Below are 16438 nucleotides of genomic sequence, written 5' to 3'. Positions count from 1 at the left end.
GAGCGCCGCTGCGCGTCAGCTCTCGGCGAGAATGGTGCGGCGCAGCCCGCTCGCGCGCAGCACCTGCCGGCCCACGCCGGCGCGCACCGCGTCCTCGGTGCCGATGATCCGCACGTGGGTCCGGGCGCGGGTGATCGCGGTGTACAGCAGTTCCCGCGTCAGCAGCGACGACGTCGCGTCGGGCAGCACCACCGACACGGTGTCGTACTGACTGCCCTGGCTGCGGTGGATCGTCATCGCATACACCGTCTGCACCGCCGACAGGTGGCTCGGATGCAGCAGGAACGGCTCCTTTCCGCGTGCGAACGCCGCGACCGGCGTGTCGTCCTCACGGCGGACCACGACCCCGGTGTCGCCGTTGTAGATGCGCAGGTCGTGGTCGTTGGCGGTGACCATGAGCGGCTGTCCCGGATACCAGTGCTCCGGGTCGAGGCGACGACCGGACGCCGCACCGATCCATTCCATGGCCTGCCGGGCCCAGCGCTGCACCCCGTACTCGCCGTCCCGGTGCGCACACAGCAGCCGGTGGGTCTCGAAGCGGGCCAGCGCGGTGTGCGCGTCGCCCGCGACCGCGGCGGCGGTGACCTCCTCGGCCGAACGGACGACATCGTCGTGCAGGGCGTTCAGGTCGCCGGGGGCATGGAAGGACACCTCGGGCACACCGCTGCGCAGGATCCGCATCGTCTCGTCGTCGTCGCCGTCGCGCACCGCGACCGCGAGTCGCGCGATGGCCCCACCGAACCTCCTGCCGCGGCTGAGGCGGACCACACTGCCGCGCAGCCGTTCCCGCTCCCCGGCACCGAACGCGGCTTCGTCCGGGTCGTCGGCGGCGGCCAGGTCGCGTGCGGCGATGTCGACGAACACCGGGTTGGGGGTGCCGGAAACGGGTCGCGCCACGAGGTCCGCGAGGACCGCTCCGGCATCGACGGACGTGAGCTGGTCGGGGTCGCCGACGAGCACGAGCCTGGTGTCCGGCCGCACCGCCTCGAGCAGGCAGCTCATCATCGTCAGCGACACCATGGAGGTTTCGTCGACGACGATCGCGTCGAACGGCAGGTGGTTGCCGGCGTGGTAGCGGAACCGGGTGCGGCCGCGCTGCCAGCCGAGCATCCGGTGCAGGGTCATGGCGGTGACGTCGGGTGCCAGCCCGAGCGTCCCGGCCTGGTCGCGCACCGATTCCTGCAGTCGCGCCGCCGCCTTGCCGGTGGGCGCGGCCAGGCCGATCCGCACGCCCGGTCCGTGCAGCGACGTGAGCAACGCGAGGATCCGCGCGACGGTGTGCGTCTTTCCGGTACCGGGACCACCGGCGATGACGGTGGTCCAGTGGGTCGCGGCAAGTGCGGCGGCCACGCGTTGCCGGTCCGGCGCCGGCGACGGGCGGGACGGGTCGGCCGGGTCGCGGAACAACTCGTCGAGCCGCTGCACGAGCAGGCCCGCGTCGATGTCCGGATAGTCGCGGCCCCGCTCGTCCAGGGCACGCCGCACGATCTGTTCCTGCCGGAAGTAGCGCTCCAGGTACAGCAGCGGCCCGGCGTCGGTGTCGACGAGCCGCAGCGGGCGCAGCGGACCGGTCGGAGATCCCGTGGTCAGGGGGCTGCGACGCAACGCGGCGACGACCTCGTCGTCGTCCGGCCACGGGAGCGCGGCCGGATCCACCTCGGCGTTCTCGTCGACACCGACATCCCGCAGGCGGGTCAGGTCCAGGCACACCGAACCCGACCGCACGGCCCGCACCGCCAGTGCGGTGGCGAGCTGAACACCTTCGTCGGGTTCGGCGCCGAGACCCGCCAGTCGCAGGGCGACGTGCACGTCGGCCGCGGCGAGGACACCGGCCTCGTTGAACGCGCGCAGTGCGCCTTTGCCGCGCTGGGCCACCAGGACATCGATCACGGCTGGTCCTTTCCGGCGAGCAGGTCGGACAGTTCGGTGACGAGGGCGGCCGGCGGTGTCCAGTCGAACACCCCGACCCCGGCCGGGGTGTCGGGTCCGACCATGCCGCGCACGAACAGGTACTGCGCACCGCCCAGGTGGGCGGCGGGGTCGTAGCCGGGCAGCCGCCACCGCAGGTATCGATGCAGCGCAACAGAATACAGCAGCGCCTGCATCGGATAGTGGGCGCGCAGCATCTCCGCGGCCATCCGATCGCGGGTGTAGTGCTCGGTGGTCAGCTCGCCGGGCGCGAGCCGGTTCGTCTTGTAGTCGACGATCACGAAGCGGCATTCCGCGGCACTCCGCTCTGCGCCGGGCACCCGCAACACCGCGTCGATGCTGCCGGTGAGATAGCCGCGCAACGGAATCGGATCGAGCGTCCGTACCAGATCCGCGTAGGGCAACATCGGATCGTCGGCGGGCAGGTGCCGGCGCAGCAGGGCACCGACCGCGTCGAGTGTCACGGTCGCCGCGACCGGGGTGTCCCCGCCGGCGAGCGGCAGTTCGAAGTCGAGCTCGGCCAGCCGGTCCGACGGCGCGATTCCGGCGAGTGTGGTGCCGAGGTCGCCGAGCGGGGTGTGCAGCACGGGCAGCAGGGCCGCGGCCAGTGCCTCCGGGTCGACCTCCGAGAGTTGCGCGGCGATCACGTCGCGGCAGCGCTCGAGCAGTTCGGTACCGAGATCGGCGGCGCTGGTGTCGACGACCTCGAGGACCGCGTGCACGAGGGTGCCGAACACGGTGCCGCCGGGCAGCTCGTTCATCGGCGACTCGATCACGGCTACCGCCGGCTCCCCTTCGCGTTCGCCACCGGCCGGCAGCGGCGGCTCCTCCGGTTCGTCGTCCTTGTCCGGATTCTCCACTTCACTTGCGACACCGGGATTGTCGTGCGCGGAGGCGGTCAGCGCCGAGTAGGACGTGCGCCGCCAGTGCTCGTCGAGAACCCGGTCGAACCGGGCCGCGGCAAGCGTTTCGTCGCGGTCGCGGTCGCGGCTCCAGGCCGGCACCGGGATCGGGCCCGGGCCGACCGCCTCGGTGACGATGAGCCCGTCGGCGCGCTCGGACCATGCGGCGAACTGGTCGGCGACGGCCGCGTCGGTGGGGACCTTCACGCCGGGCGCGAGGTCGGCGGTGCCGTCGACGCGGCCCGCGAGCATTCGGTGCAGCGGCGACGATCCGGTGCCGTAGGACGGCGCCCACCACAGCGCGAGGTGACACCGTGCCCGCGTCAGCGCGACGTACAGCAGCCGCAACTCCTCCCCGGCAGCCTCCTCGTCGTGCCGGGCGCGGCGCTGCCCGTATCCGGGGCTGCCCTCGCCGCCGACGTCGAGGATGCGCCGGTCGTCTTCGTGCAGCAGCAACGGATCGGGGTTCGGGTGTTTCGCCGAATCCCACCCGAACGGCACGTACACCACCGGGAATTCGAGACCCTTGCTGCCGTGCACGGTGAGGATCTGCACGGCCGCGGCGTCGCTGTCGAGCCGGCGGCTGCGGTCGGCGCTGCCGGTACCCGGATCGAGCATCCGCTCCTCGAGCCAGCGCGTCAGCGCGGCCGGCCCCAGGAATTCTTCGGCGGCAACACGATCGAGCAACTGCGCGATGTGCCGCACGTCGGTCAGGGCGCGTTCGCCGGACGCGGACGCGAGCAGCCGCGCCTCCAGTCCGCCGACCGCCGCGAGGCGTTCGAACAACGCCGCGAAACCGGACCGCGCGAACACCGTCGACAGTTCCCGCAGCCTGCCGCCGACCTCGGCGACCAACTCGTCACCGCGGGTGTCGACGTCGTCGACGGTGTAGCCGAGCAGGGAGGTCAGCGCGGCCAGCCGCACCCGATCGGACCGGTGCGGTTGCTCGAGCGCCTGCAGCAGCCACAGCCAATCCTGCGCGGAGGGGGTCGCGAACACGCTGGTACCGCCGGCCAGCACGCACGGCACGCCGGTACGCACCAGCGCGTCGTACACGAGCGACACCTGCGTGTGGGTGCGCACCAGCACCGCGATGTCGCCCGGTTCGATTCGGCTCGGTCCCCGCCCGTGGTCGACGGTGGCGCCGTCCTCAAGCAGCCGCACGACGGCGGCGGCGACATCACGCGCGACCCGCGACCGCAGCGCCCCCACGGTGGGAAATCCGGAACTGCCGTAGGGTCCGGCTCCGGTGCGCGGCAGGTAGCGCATCCGGATCGGCGGTGCACCCGTCAGGCGCGAGGGCGGTTGCGCTGCGTCGACCGGATGCACCACGATCCGCGAGTCACCCAGTGCGGCACCGCCGTACAACCGGCGCAGTGCCGCAAGCAGGTTGCCGTCGCTGCGCCAGTTGGTGGTCAGTTCCAGGTGACTGTCCGCGACCGCGACGGCCTCGAGGTAGCTGAGGACCTCTGCCCCGCGGAAGGCGTAGATCGCCTGCTTGGGGTCGCCGACGAGCACGAGGGTGGTGTGCCCGTGGAAGGCGCGACGCAGGATCTCCCACTGTTTCGGGTCGGTGTCCTGGAATTCGTCGACGAGCACCACCGCGAACCGCGAGCGGATGCGCCGGCACGCCGCGTCGCCGTGTTCGGGATCGCCCAGCACCCGGTGCAGGAGCGCGAGCTGATCGTCGAAGTCACGCAGACCCACCGCCCGCTTGCGACGTTCGACCTCGGCGCGCACGGCCCGGGCGAACGCGACCCGCTCCCCCGCCGGGGTGCCCTCGGCGCCCTCCGGGACGAGGTCGGCCTGCGGGTCGAAGACCGCGGCGCGCGCGGCGGCGGTCGCCTCGGACAGACCGATCGGGGCGCTCTCGACCCGCCCGTAGGTACGCAGGTAGAGGTCCGCGACGACTTCGGTGGTGAGGTCGCCGACGTCCTCGACGAGGACCACGTCGGGTTCCCGTTCCCCCGCGATGCCGAGTTCGTCGAGCATGCGCTGGCAGAACCCGTGGGTGGTGGCGATGGTCGTGGCGTCGAAGTTCGACAGGGCCTGCCGGAGCCGGGTGCGGTGCGCGGCGACGTCGCCGTCGGCCAGATATCGGATCAGTTCGTCGCCGCTGCTCCGCGCGGCGTCCGGGTCGGCGAGTGCCGCCGCGACGGTGGCGAACCGTTCCCGGGTGCGTTCGCGCAGTTCCTGGGTGGCGGCGCGGCTGAACGTCACGAGCAGCAGTTCCGACAGGTCGGCGTGGCCTTCGGCGACGAACCGGGTCGCCAGGCCGACGATCGCGTAGGTCTTGCCGGTGCCGGCGCTGGCCTCGAGCACGGTGGTGCCGCGCGGCAGCGGGCCGAGCAGGTCGAACGCCGTTGCCGGCGACGTCGGCGCCGTCATCACGGCCTCCCTTGGATTTCCGAGGCCAGCAGCGGTTCCCAGAGGCGCCGCGCGAGGACTCCGAAACGGGTCGGATCGTCGTGCCAGGCGCGTTCGTCGTCGAGCGGCACGGCAGCGGTCAGCGTGCTCAGGCTCACTCCCGTTCCGTAGAGGTACGTCAGGTGCCGGTCCTTGCCGTCGCCGAACGCACCGCCGAACTCCTTGCCCGCGGATTCGAGGGCCATCTCGACAGAGTCGCCGCGGTAGCGCCGGTTCGCGTATTCGGCGGAGGCACCGGTGGTGATCGGCAGCGGCCTGTGCAGTCCGCGGTCGCGCAGGCTCACCAACCGCAGGAGCTGCTCGTGTGCGTCCGCCGGCGCGGTGAGGGTGGAACGCCAGGCGGGTGTGCGGAAACGGCCGCGGCCGGTGGTCACCGCCTGCCACGTGCCGGGACGACCCGACGCGGCGACCGCGAGCAGGTGGACCCACGCCGTCATCCGCTGTTTCGGCGCCAGCCGTGAGAAGGTGCTCCGCGCGATGGTCGTGCCGTGGACACCGCCGACGGTACCGGTGAGGCGGCGACCCCCACCGAGATCGACGACGACATCGGCCGTGTCGGCGGGGCCTGCGTGCACCGGCCCGCACGTCGCGACGAGTTCTTCGACGGTGCGGGTCACGTCGCCGAGCACGTGCTCGCCCAGCGCCGCCGGGGGCAGGGTGCCGCGGCGCCACTCGGCGGCGCGGAAATCGGCCGGATCGACACCGGCCAGACGTGCCTCGAGCATGCGCTCACCGAGATTCCAGCGGGCGAGTCCGTCGAGTTCGATGTCGAGGGCGTCGGCGATGTTCTCGTCGAGTTCGGGAATGCGCAGGCCCAGCCGCTGCCGCAGGAACCCCTGCGTGGGGTGGGTGAGGAAGGCGACGAGCTCGGCGAGGTCGATGTCACCGTCCACGGGCCGGGGCGCCAGGGCCGTGCACGCCGCGCCGACCGGACGCGGCGGTTCGGGATCGGGCCGCGCCGCGGCCCGGGCCCCGGCGAGGGCGGCGGTGTCGAAGCTGAACGGCGCGTCCGCACGGAAATTGCGGGCATCGAACGGCTGCAACGGATGCCGCGTCACGATGGCGCCGGGCCCCGCGTCGCTTCGCTCGCCCCCGTCACTTCGCTCACCCCCGGTCTCGGTGCCGGTCATGGCGGCGACGACGTCGCGCAGTTCGCTGAGCGGGACGGCGGGTGGCCGCGGCGCTCCGGTGACCGGATCGGCACCGGTGTGGAACAACAGCACCCGGTCGCGCGCGGACATCAACGCGTCGAGCAGCAGCTGCCGGTCCTCGCTGCGCGGGTCTCTCTCCCCCACAACGGGATCGAGGGAGGTGACGTCGTCGCCGTCGATGTGGGTGCCGCGCGGGAAGTGCTCGTCGTCGAGCCCGAGCAGCACCACCACACGGTGCGGCACCGATCGCATCGGCACCATCGTGCAGACCGTGAGTTCACCGGTGCGGAAGTTCGCCCGGGTGGGCCGGCCCGCCAGCCGGCTCGCGAGCATGGACCGCACGTCGGCGAGGCGGAGGTGCGCGCCACCGCTGTGTTCGACGGCGGCGGCGAGTTCGCGGTGCGCCTGGACGAGTTGCCAGCTGTCGCCCGGCGCGACATCGGCGAGCAGGTCGACGGCGCGGGTCAGGTCGGCGGACCACCGGGTGGCGGGTTTGGGACCTCGGAGACTGTGCAGCACCGAGTGCAGCCGGTCGATGTACTCGGCGAATCGGCCCGCGCGGTCGATGTCGTTGCTGTCCACATCATCGAACGGCAGTGCGAGCGAAAGCCATTCGCTCTGCGACTCGTCGGCGGCGACCCCCAGCAGGAGCCGGTCGAGTGCCGTGCCGAAAGTGTTCTGCGGGAAGTCTCCGAGGCCGACCGCGGCGCGCTGGCCCTTGGCCAGGCCCCACCGGGCGCCGGTCTCGACGGTCCATTCCTGCAGGCGTTCCAGGTCGTCGTCGGTGAATCCGAGCCGGCGCCGCACCGGCGGCGCCGCGGCCAGGTCGAGGACCTGGCTCGCGGTGACGCGGGCATCGGCGAGGTCGAGGAGGGTCGCGACGACGGCGAGGACGGGGTTGGTGCGGCGCAGGCCGCGGTCGGCGACGCGCACCCGCAGGCCGTGGCCCGGATGCCCGGCCACGCCCTGCCCGAACGCGGCGTGGACGAGCGGGGCATAGGTCTCGACGTCGGGGCACATGACGATCACGTCGCGAGGCTCGAGCGTCGGATCTTCGCGGAACAGGTGCAGCAGCGACTCGCGCAGCACCTCGACCTGGCGGGTCGGGCCGTGGCACGCGTGGATCTGCACGGTGCCGTCGGCGGATGCGGTACCGGCGACCGGCGGCCGGTCCGCGCGGATGTCGGCCTGCAACCGGCCGAGCAGCGTGCCGGCGGGCTCGTCCGAGCGGTGGTGCACGTCGGCGCCGTCGAGGTCGCTCAGGCGGGCCTGGAATTCGCGGACGTCGCGGGCAAGGGCGGCGAGCAGCGGATGACGCACGGCGAGGGCGCTGTCGTCGTCCGCGCGCCGCAAACGACGCGGCGTTCCGGTGAGCGCCTCCCACATCGCCGGGCTCGGGTGCGGCAGCCACAGGTGCACGTCGCGGCGCTCGCCGAGCGCGGACAGCACCGCGAGCTGCACCGCAGTCAGCCGGGTCGGCCCGAACAGGGACAGCCGTTCCGGCAGGTCGACGACACCGGGTTCGGCGCGCAGCCGCGAGCACGCGGCGTCGAGCCGCTGGGCCGGGCTGTCGCTGCCGATGCGGTCGCGCAGGCGACGCCACAGTTCGGCCTGCCACAGCAGGTGCTCACCGAGCGGTGCACCTGTGCCGTCCGTGTCCCGGCCCGCCGCCCAGTCCACGAGCATCTGCGGCCGCTGGGCGCCGTAGCTGCGCATCAGCTCGGCCAGGTGCGCGGCGGTCGCGTAGCGGCGACCGGCACGGAAGTCGTCGCTGCCGTGCCCGAGGTGCCGGGACAGCACCGCGCACCAGGGCTCGCCGACGCACTCGTCGATCACGGCGAGCAGTGCCCACAACACGCGCGACGGGTGCCACGGGTCGTCGTCGGCGGTGGTGCCGGAGGCCGCGGACAGCGCTTCGTCGACCAGTCGGGCCGGCGAGGGAAAGTCGATGTTCGCGGCGACGCCGTCGCCTCCGGTCGTGCCGAGCGCGGTGGACAACCGCTGGGTGAGCCAACGTTCCATTCCGCGGGCCGGGACCGCGACGACCTCCCGGGCGAACGGGTCGGCCGGTGGGGTGGCGAGCAATCCGGCCAGGGTGTCGGCGAGGATGTCGGCGCGCTCGGCGCGGTGCAGCGTCAGCACGCGTGTCCTCCTCGAAGTCGTCCGGTGTTCCTCTGCGGTCTATCACACCGGTCGGACATCGAGCACGATCGCGTGACCCCCGGGCAGGCGGTCGGTGGCCGGGTGTCAGCGGGTGAGCCAGGAGGCGAGCGCGGCACGGTCCTTCTCGATGATCTGGCCGATCATCTTGGCGGCCAGTCCTTCGATCTGCCCGCCGAGGAGCGGGATCTTCACGGTCACCTCCCCGTACAGGTCGAGGACGGTTCCGTCGGTGGTGGGCCGCAGTTGCGAGGTGCCGCGGAAGTCGACGGGGATGCCGGTGGCCGCACCGGCGATGAGGCCGGTCGCGCCGTCGGCGCCCAGGGCGCCCCACTCGTCGGTGCGCTCCAGCACCATGGGTCCGCGCACGACGCTGCGGACGAGCGCGGGGATGTCGGACGGTTCGGTCCGCTCGGTCACGACGACACGCAGCGTGCCGGGACCGCGGGGATTCTCGATCCGAACGGTCGCGGTGGGACTGGCGGCGACCCGGTCACGCCAGTACCGCTCATCGATCAGCGCGGCGTGCACATCTCCCGCCGGATGGTCGAGAACTGCCGTGAACTCGAATTTCTTCGGCATGGATGGGAACGCTACTGCGTCACTACGACCACGGTCGGGGAATCGAACCGCTCGTCACGCGAAGTGCAGACCGTGGCGTTCGAGGTCCTCCCGCAGGATGCGCACGGCCTTCGGCCCCACGCCGTGCAGCGCGAGCAGGTCGTGTTCGGTGTAGCGGGTGAGATCTTCGAGGGTCGCGACGCCGATGTCGTCGAATGCGCGCTGGGCGGGAGCCGAGGTCTTCGGCAGCGGATGACCGGTCACGCGGACCAGTGTGCCTCGCGCTCGCCGGGTGCGCAGCGATTGTGTGCACCGCACTTCGGCCGGGGTCGTGAACACCGCGTGCCGGTGGTCTCCGGCGACGGAGACGACGTCCCCGGAGACGAGGTGGGTCCGGGGGTTGCGCACGGGCAGGTGATTGATCCGCACCAGGCCCTCCATGAGCAGGGCCGCGGCTTCACCCGGAGATCCGGCGAGGCCGCTGTCCTGCAGAAAGCCGAACACGGAGTCGAGAACGAGCGTCGCCATGCTGTCAGCGTGCCGGATTCACCCGTCGGTGCGGTCACGTGTGCGGAACGAGCGGGTGAACGGTCCGCGAATACGCGAGCGCGGAGTGTTGACTCCGAAGAGCCGTGATGCAACACTTAACCAAATGGTTCAGTATTCGGATCTGGATTCGACGTTCGCGGCGCTGGCCGATCCCACCCGCCGCGGAATCCTCGAACATCTGACGAACGGTCCCGCCTCGATCAGCGACCTGGCCGCACGATTCGACATGAGCCTGCCCGGCATCACCAAACACATCCGACTCCTCGAGGAGGCCGGCCTGGTACTGACGGAGAAGAAGGGCCGCGTGCGGTACTGCACGCTCGGAGCCAACCCTCTCGACCGCGAGGCGGACTGGATCCGCGGCCACCGGCAGTCGATCGAAGACCGCATGGACCGCCTCGCCGCATTTCTCGACGACACGAAGGAGCTGTGATGACCACCCAGAACACCACCGTCACCGTCACCACCCCCAGCGACCGCGCAATCCGCGTCGAGCGGGTCTTCGACGCCCCGCTCGACCGGGTCTGGGCGGCCCATTCCGACCCCGGGCAGCTCGCCCGCTGGTGGGGCCGCGGGAACCGGCTCGACGTCGAGAAGTTCGAATTCGAGCGCGGCGGTCACTGGCGGTTCGTCGAACACTCCGATGGCGAAACCCACGGATTCGAAGGACGATTCCGCGAGATCACCCCGAAGGAACGCATCGTCCAGACCTTCGAGTGGGACGGCATGCCCGGCTACGTCTCGATCGACACCGCGACGTTCGCCGATCTCGGCGACGGCCGCACCAGGATCGTCACCGAGAGCCTGTTCCACACCACCGAGGAACGCGACGGCATGATGCAGAGCGGCATGGCCGACGGGTTGAGCGAGAGCTACGCGGCGCTGGATCGCCTGCTGGCGGCGTGACCTCGGGGACACCATCCCCGCATGCCACCGAGCCGGACACTTCGATCACCATGTCGGCATGAGACACGGGGGTGTGGCTGTCCTGCCGCGGGTCGTCGCGGTGGCGGTTGTCGCCGGATGCACCGTCGTCGTTCCCGGGCCCCCACCGCAGGCGACGAGGCCGCCTTCATGAGCGCCGGCGACACCCTGTTCCTGAGGTTCGGCGAGACCGCGCGGCCGCTCGCCTACGGTCGCAGCCTCACCACCGCCGGATTCACCTGCGCCGTGGACCCGGACCGGGGCGTCACCTGCGCCGCGCGACTACACTGATTCACCGTGTCGGACAGCGCATTCGACCTGTGGTGATCCCCGGGACCGGGCGGATACGGCAGGTCAGCCGGCATCCGGGGCCGACTGCTCGGCCGCCCACTCGGCGACCCGTCGGGCACTTTCCTCCTCGGACAGGTCCTCCACCCGGGTCATGATCGACCATCGCACCCCGAAGGGGTCGCGGATCGACGCGAACCGGTCCCCGGAGACGAACGTGCCGACCGGTTCACGGACGGTGGCGCCGGCTCGTTCGGCGTGCGCGACCACCTCGTCGACATTCGGGCAGTACAGACCGATCGAATAGCAGTCGGCGTCCCCCGCCGGCGCGGCGACGAGCCCGTATTCGGGGTTCGGCTCGCCGAGTTGCATTCGGCCGCAGCCAAAATCCAGATCCGCATGCACGACGACGCCACCGAGTTCGGTGACGTCCACGACACGGGCACCGAACACCGAACGGTAGAACTCGATTGCGTCGCGGGCCGCCGGGACAGTGATGAACGGCGTCAGGCTGGTGGATCCGTGCGGGATGCCGTCGGTCGTGTGGTCGCCGGTGACCCCGGCCTTGATCATGGTGTTTTCGCTCATGTCACGACGGTAGGACCGCTCTGTCGGGGGTGGCTTGTAGATTCGCGACAGCACTCGGGAAAGGACAGGCGTGACGAACGGCGACCGACGCGGTGTCCTGTATCCGGCGCGCCTGCCCACGTTCCATCGCGAACCGCCACCCCCCGAACTCGCAGGTCTGGTGCGGTGGTTCTGGATTCCGCAGTGGCGGCTCGCGCCGGGCCGGACGTCACGGCAGGAGATCCTGGCGTTCCCCGCGTCGAATCTGACCGTCGAACCCGGCTGGGTGACGCTCTCCGGACCGACGACCCGACGATCGCACCGCGACCTGAGCGGGTCCGGCTGGGCCGTCGGTGCGCTGCTTCGGCCGGCCGCGATTCCGTCGCTCGTCGGCGACCCGTGCGCGGTTCGCGACCGGCAGATCCCGCACGATGCACCGGAACTACACCGGGCGGTGACGGCGGCGATGACGGCCGACGACGACGCGCGGCGCGCTCGGGCGACCGCGGCGTACGCCCGGTGGATCACCGACCGTCTCGGGCCGCCGGACGCCGACGGCGAGCTCGCCAACACGATGGAGGAGACGATCGCCACCGACCTCACGGTCATCCGCGTCGAACACCTGGCACGCGCGCTGGGAATCTCGGTGCGCAGCGTGCAGCGTCTCGCGCAGCGGTACGTCGGTGTGACTCCGCTGGCGATGATCCGCCGCTACCGGCTTCAGGAAGCCGCCCAGCGTCTGCGCGACGATCCGGCTGTTCCGATCGGACAGGTCGCCGCCGAACTCGGGTACGCGGACCAGGCCCATCTGTGCGCGGACTTCCGTCGGGTTCTCGGCTTCAACCCGAGCACGTACCGCGACCGTACCGTCCCCGAGCACGACGGTTAGGCGACCCCGGCCACCGGGGGCGGCCGGGTCAGAGCACGTGCGGAACCAGCCGCCATGTGCGGTCGATGTAACGCCGGTACGGGTCCCCCAGCGCGGCGACGAGCATGCGTTCCTCCGCCGGTATCCGCACCATATACGCCGCCGCAAGCACCAGCACCGTGAGCGGAGCCAGCCAATTCGTATAGGCCACAGTGAAACCCAGCGCGCAGATCAGCGCTCCGGTGTACGACGGATGACGGACCCGCGCGTACGGCCCGGTGTCGATCACCCGCTGGCCCGCGACCGTCTGCAGTTCGAAGGTGAACGATGCGCCGAGTTCTCGCACCGCGCGCAGCCGCAGCGCCTGACCGGCCGCCGCAATCGCCAGGCCCGCAACGAAACAGATCACCGCACCGGTGGTGATCGTCGCCGCGGTGACGGTCAGGCTCAGCATCGGCCCGCCGACGTAGACCGCGACGAGGCCGATCCCGACGACCAGACCGCTCCCGCGTCCGATCCGATCCGGCGCAGGCATCCGGTTCCGCCGCCCGATGCGGACCTCCGAGACCAACCACGCCGCCTGCGCGGCAGCCAGTGTGAGCCCGGCCAGGGGTTCGGCCGCGAACAATGGTGTGCTCACGGCACCAGTATCCGCTGCGCTGACCGGGTGTCCGAGAAGGCTCGTCGAACCGCCCGGCCTCGACCGGCCCGGTCGGTACCATCGAATGGTGTCCGGCCCGGAACAGATGCACGCGGCGTATGTCGAATCGCTCGGGGGCACCGACGCGATCCGCTACGGCATGTTGCCCGTCCCCCGGTGCGGCCCCGGCGACGTGCTGCTGCAGGTCGAAGCGGTCGCGGTGGACAACGTCGACACGTTCGTCCGGTCCGGCCGTTTCCCCACCGCGCTGACGTTCCCGTTCGTGATCGGCCGCGATGTCGTCGGGACCGTCGTCGGCCGCGGCGCCGAGGTGACGACGCCGAACGTCGGCGACCGTGTGTGGTGCAACAGCCTCGGACACGACGGCCGCCAGGGTCCGACCTCCGAGTACACCACCGCACCGGCGGACCGGGTGTATTCGCTGCCGGCCGGGGTCGATCCGGTCGTCGCGGTCGCGGTCGCGCACCCCGCGGCTACCGCGCACCTCGCGCTGTACACCCACGCCGGTCTCCGCGCTGTGGAGACGGTGTTCGTCGCCGGCGGCGCCGGACACGTCGGGTCGGCGCTGACCGTCATGGCCGCCCGCTCCGGCGCGCGCGTCCTGGTCTCGGCCCGCGCGGACGACGACGAGTGGTGCCGATCGTCCGGCGCGGCAGAGGTACTCGACTACACAGCTCCCGATCTGGCCGGTCGGCTGCGCTCCGCCGCCTCCGACGGCATCGACGTGCTTGTGGACACTTCCGGCCGGCTCGACCTCGCCACCACGTTGAACCTGCTCGCGACGCGCGGGCGGATCGTGGTGATGGCAGGGATGGACCGGCAGCTCGAATGCCGGGCCGGCGACCTCTATCCCCGCGACCGCAGCCTGATCGGCTTCGCGATCAGCAACGCCACCTCCGATGAACTGGCCGAGGCCGCACAGCACGTCACCACGTTGCTCGCCGACGGGGTGCTGCGCCCCCGGAACGTCGAGGAGCTGCCGCTGAGCGCTGCCGGTGAAGCCCACCGCCGGCTCGAAGCCGGCGACGCGCGTGGCATCCGTCTGGTGCTGCGACCCGAACACTGAACGGGAGGCCTGGGCGATGAGCACGGGAAACGGCCGGGTTGTCATCGAGTGGGACGGGGGCCGCACCGTCGTGGACGCGCCCGACCAGGTGCGTATCGGCCGGGACGAGACGATGGAGATCACGATCACCGATCCGGTGGTCTCCCGCGAACACGTCCGGCTGCAATGGGACGACGGCTGGTACCTCACCGACTCGGGCAGCAAGAACGGCACGTTCGTCGACGGTCACCGCGTGGAACGCGTCGCGCTGACCGATTCCGTCGTCGTGCACTGCGGTGGCCCCTACACCGCGCCGTCGGTGCGATTCGTCGTGGCCGATCCGTCCGCGACGCGGACCCGGAAGGGCCTGGTCGAGCAGCTTCGGACGATCCGCGCCGACGACCTTCGGCCCGCGCCTCGTCGCAGACCGCGTCCGCCCGACACCGGCGGCCGGACCGTCGGCCGCGACCGGACCTGCGACATCGTCGTCTCCGACGTGCTCGCCTCCCGCACGCACGCTGCCCTGTACACCGGCCCTTCCGGTCTCGAGATCGAGGATCTGGGCAGCGTCAACGGTACGTTCGTCGGTGGTGAACCGGTGACCCGCACGCTGCTGCACGACGGTGACGTCGTGACCATCGGCAACACCGATCTGGTGGTACACGGTGACAACCTCGTCCCGCGACAGGACGAGCCCTCACCCACGGTCGGGTTGCGCGTGCAGGGCGTCGGCCTGACGATCGCGGGCGGGCGGCGGCTGCTCGACGACGTCAGCCTCTCCGCGCCTCTCGGCACACTCACCGCCGTGATCGGCCCGTCCGGGGCGGGCAAGTCGACGGTCGCCAGGATCGTCTCCGGGACCACCGGCCCGACCGACGGGATCGTCGAATTCGAGGGCCACGACCTGCATTCGGAGTATCAGGCGTTGCGTTCCCGGATCGGGCTCGTCCCGCAGGACGACGTGGTGCACCGGCAGCTCACCGTGCGGCAGGCGCTCGGCTACGCCGCGGAACTGCGGCTGCCGCCGGACACCACACGCGCCGACCGCGACGAGGTGATCGCGAAGGTGCTGGCCGAGTTGCAGCTCACCGAGCATGCCGACACCCGTGTCGATCGGCTGTCCGGCGGGCAACGCAAGCGGGCGTCGGTGGCGCTGGAGCTGCTGACCGGGCCGTCGCTCCTGATCCTCGACGAACCCACCTCCGGACTCGATCCGGCCCTGGACAGGCAGATCATGTCCACCCTGCGCCGCCTCGCGGACCTGGGCCGGGTGATCCTGGTGATCACGCATTCGCTGTCGTATCTGGAGATGTGCGATCAGGTGCTGCTCCTGGCGCCGGGGGGACGGACCGCGTATGTCGGACCGCCCGCCGACGTCGGTTCCGCGCTGGGCAGCACCGACTGGGCGGAGATCTTCGCCCGCGTCGCGGCCGAACCCGACGCCGTGTACGCCGATCACCTTGCCCGCAGCTCCACGCTCGACGAACCGCCCCCGAAGGAACGACGTCCGCTGGGGCGACCGGCACCCACGTCCCGGACGGGTCAGCTCGGCACGGTGGCGCGACGACAGTTCCGTCTCGTCAGGGCGGATCGCGGATATTTGATCTTTCTGTCGGTGCTGCCGTTCGTCCTCGGCGGGCTGACCATCCTGGTGCCGGGCGACGCGGGGTTCGGTTTCCCGGCGCCGGGTGTGGAACCCGGCGAGCTGTCGTTCATTCTCATTCTGCTGATCCTCGGTGCGTGCTTCATGGGTCTGTCGCTGACGGTGCGCGACCTCGTCGGCGAGCGGCAGATCTACTTCCGTGAACGCGCGGCTGGTCTGCAGCCGTCCGCCTATCTGGCGGCGAAGATCCTGGTGTTCTGCACGGCTGCGCTCGTCCAGTCGATCGTGCTGGTGCTGGTGGTCATGGCGGGCAAGGGAATTCCGGGTTCCGGTGCACTCATCCCGTTCGGTGGCATCGAGCTCGTGGTCGACGTCGCGATGACCACGTGCGCGTGCGTCGTGCTGGGATTGGCCCTGTCGGCCGTGGCCCGGTCGAGCGAGCAGGTCATGCCGATGCTGGTGGTGGCGGTGATGGTGCAGCTCGTGATGAGCGGAGGCCTGATCCCGATCACCGGCCGGATGGTGCTCGAACAGTTGTCCTGGCTGTTCGCGGCCCGCTGGGGCTACGCCGCAGCCGCCTCGACCGTCGACCTCCGAGCGAAGGATCCGACGGCCGAGAGCGACCCCCTCTGGCAGCACGTCGCCTCGTGGTGGCTGTTCAGCATGGGGATGCTGGTGCTCATCGGTGTGGTACTGGCGTTGTTCACCTACAGCCGACTGCGGCTGCGTGGCCGCCGGTCGGCGCGCCCCCGCTGAGCACCCGGCGACCGCACCCCGCGGCTCCTGCCGCCCCACCCTCCCAC

13 protein-coding genes are annotated in these 16438 nt (G+C 71.3%); 6 read left to right on the top strand and 7 right to left on the bottom strand.

The window, feature by feature from the left end; translation table 11 throughout:
- Positions 1-15: 15 nt before the first annotated feature.
- The 5 genes from recD to A8G15_RS30745 form a co-directional block, all read right to left on the bottom strand.
- Entirely contained in the window at positions 16-1890 is a 1875-nt protein-coding gene (gene recD, locus A8G15_RS19530) for an exodeoxyribonuclease V subunit alpha (protein WP_068163312.1), read from the bottom strand.
- A complete protein-coding gene (locus A8G15_RS19525) occupies positions 1887-5219 on the bottom strand; it encodes a UvrD-helicase domain-containing protein (RefSeq protein WP_068163311.1) in 3333 nt (1110 codons plus the stop codon). The genes recD and A8G15_RS19525 overlap by 4 nt, the downstream gene beginning before the upstream one ends.
- On the bottom strand, positions 5219-8551 hold the full coding sequence (recC, locus tag A8G15_RS19520; protein WP_068163302.1) for an exodeoxyribonuclease V subunit gamma: 3333 nt from the start codon (positions 8549-8551) through the stop codon (positions 5219-5221). Before recC ends, A8G15_RS19525 begins: the two co-directional genes overlap by 1 nt.
- A 105-nt stretch (positions 8552-8656) precedes the next feature.
- Entirely contained in the window at positions 8657-9151 is a 495-nt protein-coding gene (locus A8G15_RS19515) for a DUF2505 domain-containing protein (RefSeq protein ID WP_068163301.1), read from the bottom strand.
- Positions 9152-9205: 54 nt separating this feature from the next.
- Positions 9206-9658 carry a S4 domain-containing protein gene (locus A8G15_RS30745; RefSeq protein WP_156665475.1) on the bottom strand — a complete coding sequence of 151 codons (453 nt, stop codon included), beginning with the start codon at positions 9656-9658 and terminating at the stop codon, positions 9206-9208.
- Positions 9659-9782: 124 nt separating this feature from the next.
- Here A8G15_RS30745 and A8G15_RS19505 point away from each other — a divergent pair, with 124 nt between their 5' ends.
- From A8G15_RS19505 to A8G15_RS19495, 3 genes are all read left to right on the top strand, one after another.
- Positions 9783-10112 (top strand): ArsR/SmtB family transcription factor, encoded by a 330-nt coding sequence (locus A8G15_RS19505; protein ID WP_068163294.1) that lies wholly within the window; start codon positions 9783-9785, stop codon positions 10110-10112.
- On the top strand, positions 10112-10585 hold the full coding sequence (locus A8G15_RS19500) for an SRPBCC family protein (RefSeq protein WP_068163291.1): 474 nt from the start codon (positions 10112-10114) through the stop codon (positions 10583-10585). The genes A8G15_RS19505 and A8G15_RS19500 overlap by 1 nt, the downstream gene beginning before the upstream one ends.
- A gap of 117 nt (positions 10586-10702) precedes the next feature.
- On the top strand, positions 10703-10894 hold the full coding sequence (locus A8G15_RS19495; RefSeq protein WP_068163289.1) for a hypothetical protein: 192 nt from the start codon (positions 10703-10705) through the stop codon (positions 10892-10894).
- 63 nt (positions 10895-10957) lie between these two features.
- Here the strand turns inward: A8G15_RS19495 and A8G15_RS19490 are convergent, their stop codons facing one another.
- Positions 10958-11479 carry a VOC family protein gene (locus tag A8G15_RS19490; protein ID WP_068163287.1) on the bottom strand — a complete coding sequence of 174 codons (522 nt, stop codon included), beginning with the start codon at positions 11477-11479 and terminating at the stop codon, positions 10958-10960.
- A 70-nt stretch (positions 11480-11549) separates the two neighbouring features.
- Here A8G15_RS19490 and A8G15_RS19485 point away from each other — a divergent pair, with 70 nt between their 5' ends.
- Positions 11550-12347, top strand: a complete 798-nt coding sequence (locus tag A8G15_RS19485; RefSeq protein WP_068163285.1) for an AraC family transcriptional regulator — start codon at positions 11550-11552, stop codon at positions 12345-12347.
- Positions 12348-12375: 28 nt separating this feature from the next.
- Here the strand turns inward: A8G15_RS19485 and A8G15_RS19480 are convergent, their stop codons facing one another.
- A complete protein-coding gene (locus A8G15_RS19480) occupies positions 12376-12966 on the bottom strand; it encodes a methyltransferase family protein (protein ID WP_068163281.1) in 591 nt (196 codons plus the stop codon).
- An 88-nt stretch (positions 12967-13054) separates the two neighbouring features.
- Here A8G15_RS19480 and A8G15_RS19475 point away from each other — a divergent pair, with 88 nt between their 5' ends.
- Both A8G15_RS19475 and A8G15_RS19470 read left to right on the top strand, forming a co-directional pair.
- On the top strand, positions 13055-14053 hold the full coding sequence (locus A8G15_RS19475) for an NADPH:quinone reductase (RefSeq protein WP_245687906.1): 999 nt from the start codon (positions 13055-13057) through the stop codon (positions 14051-14053).
- A gap of 16 nt (positions 14054-14069) precedes the next feature.
- Positions 14070-16391, top strand: coding sequence for an FHA domain-containing protein (locus A8G15_RS19470; RefSeq protein ID WP_068163426.1), 2322 nt, complete (start codon positions 14070-14072; stop codon positions 16389-16391).
- Positions 16392-16438: the final 47 nt, after the last annotated feature.

Origin of the sequence: Rhodococcus phenolicus, from assembly GCF_001646785.1 — a bacterium.
Lineage (GTDB): Bacteria > Actinomycetota > Actinomycetes > Mycobacteriales > Mycobacteriaceae > Rhodococcus > Rhodococcus phenolicus.
This window is presented reverse-complemented; position numbering and strand designations above follow the sequence as displayed.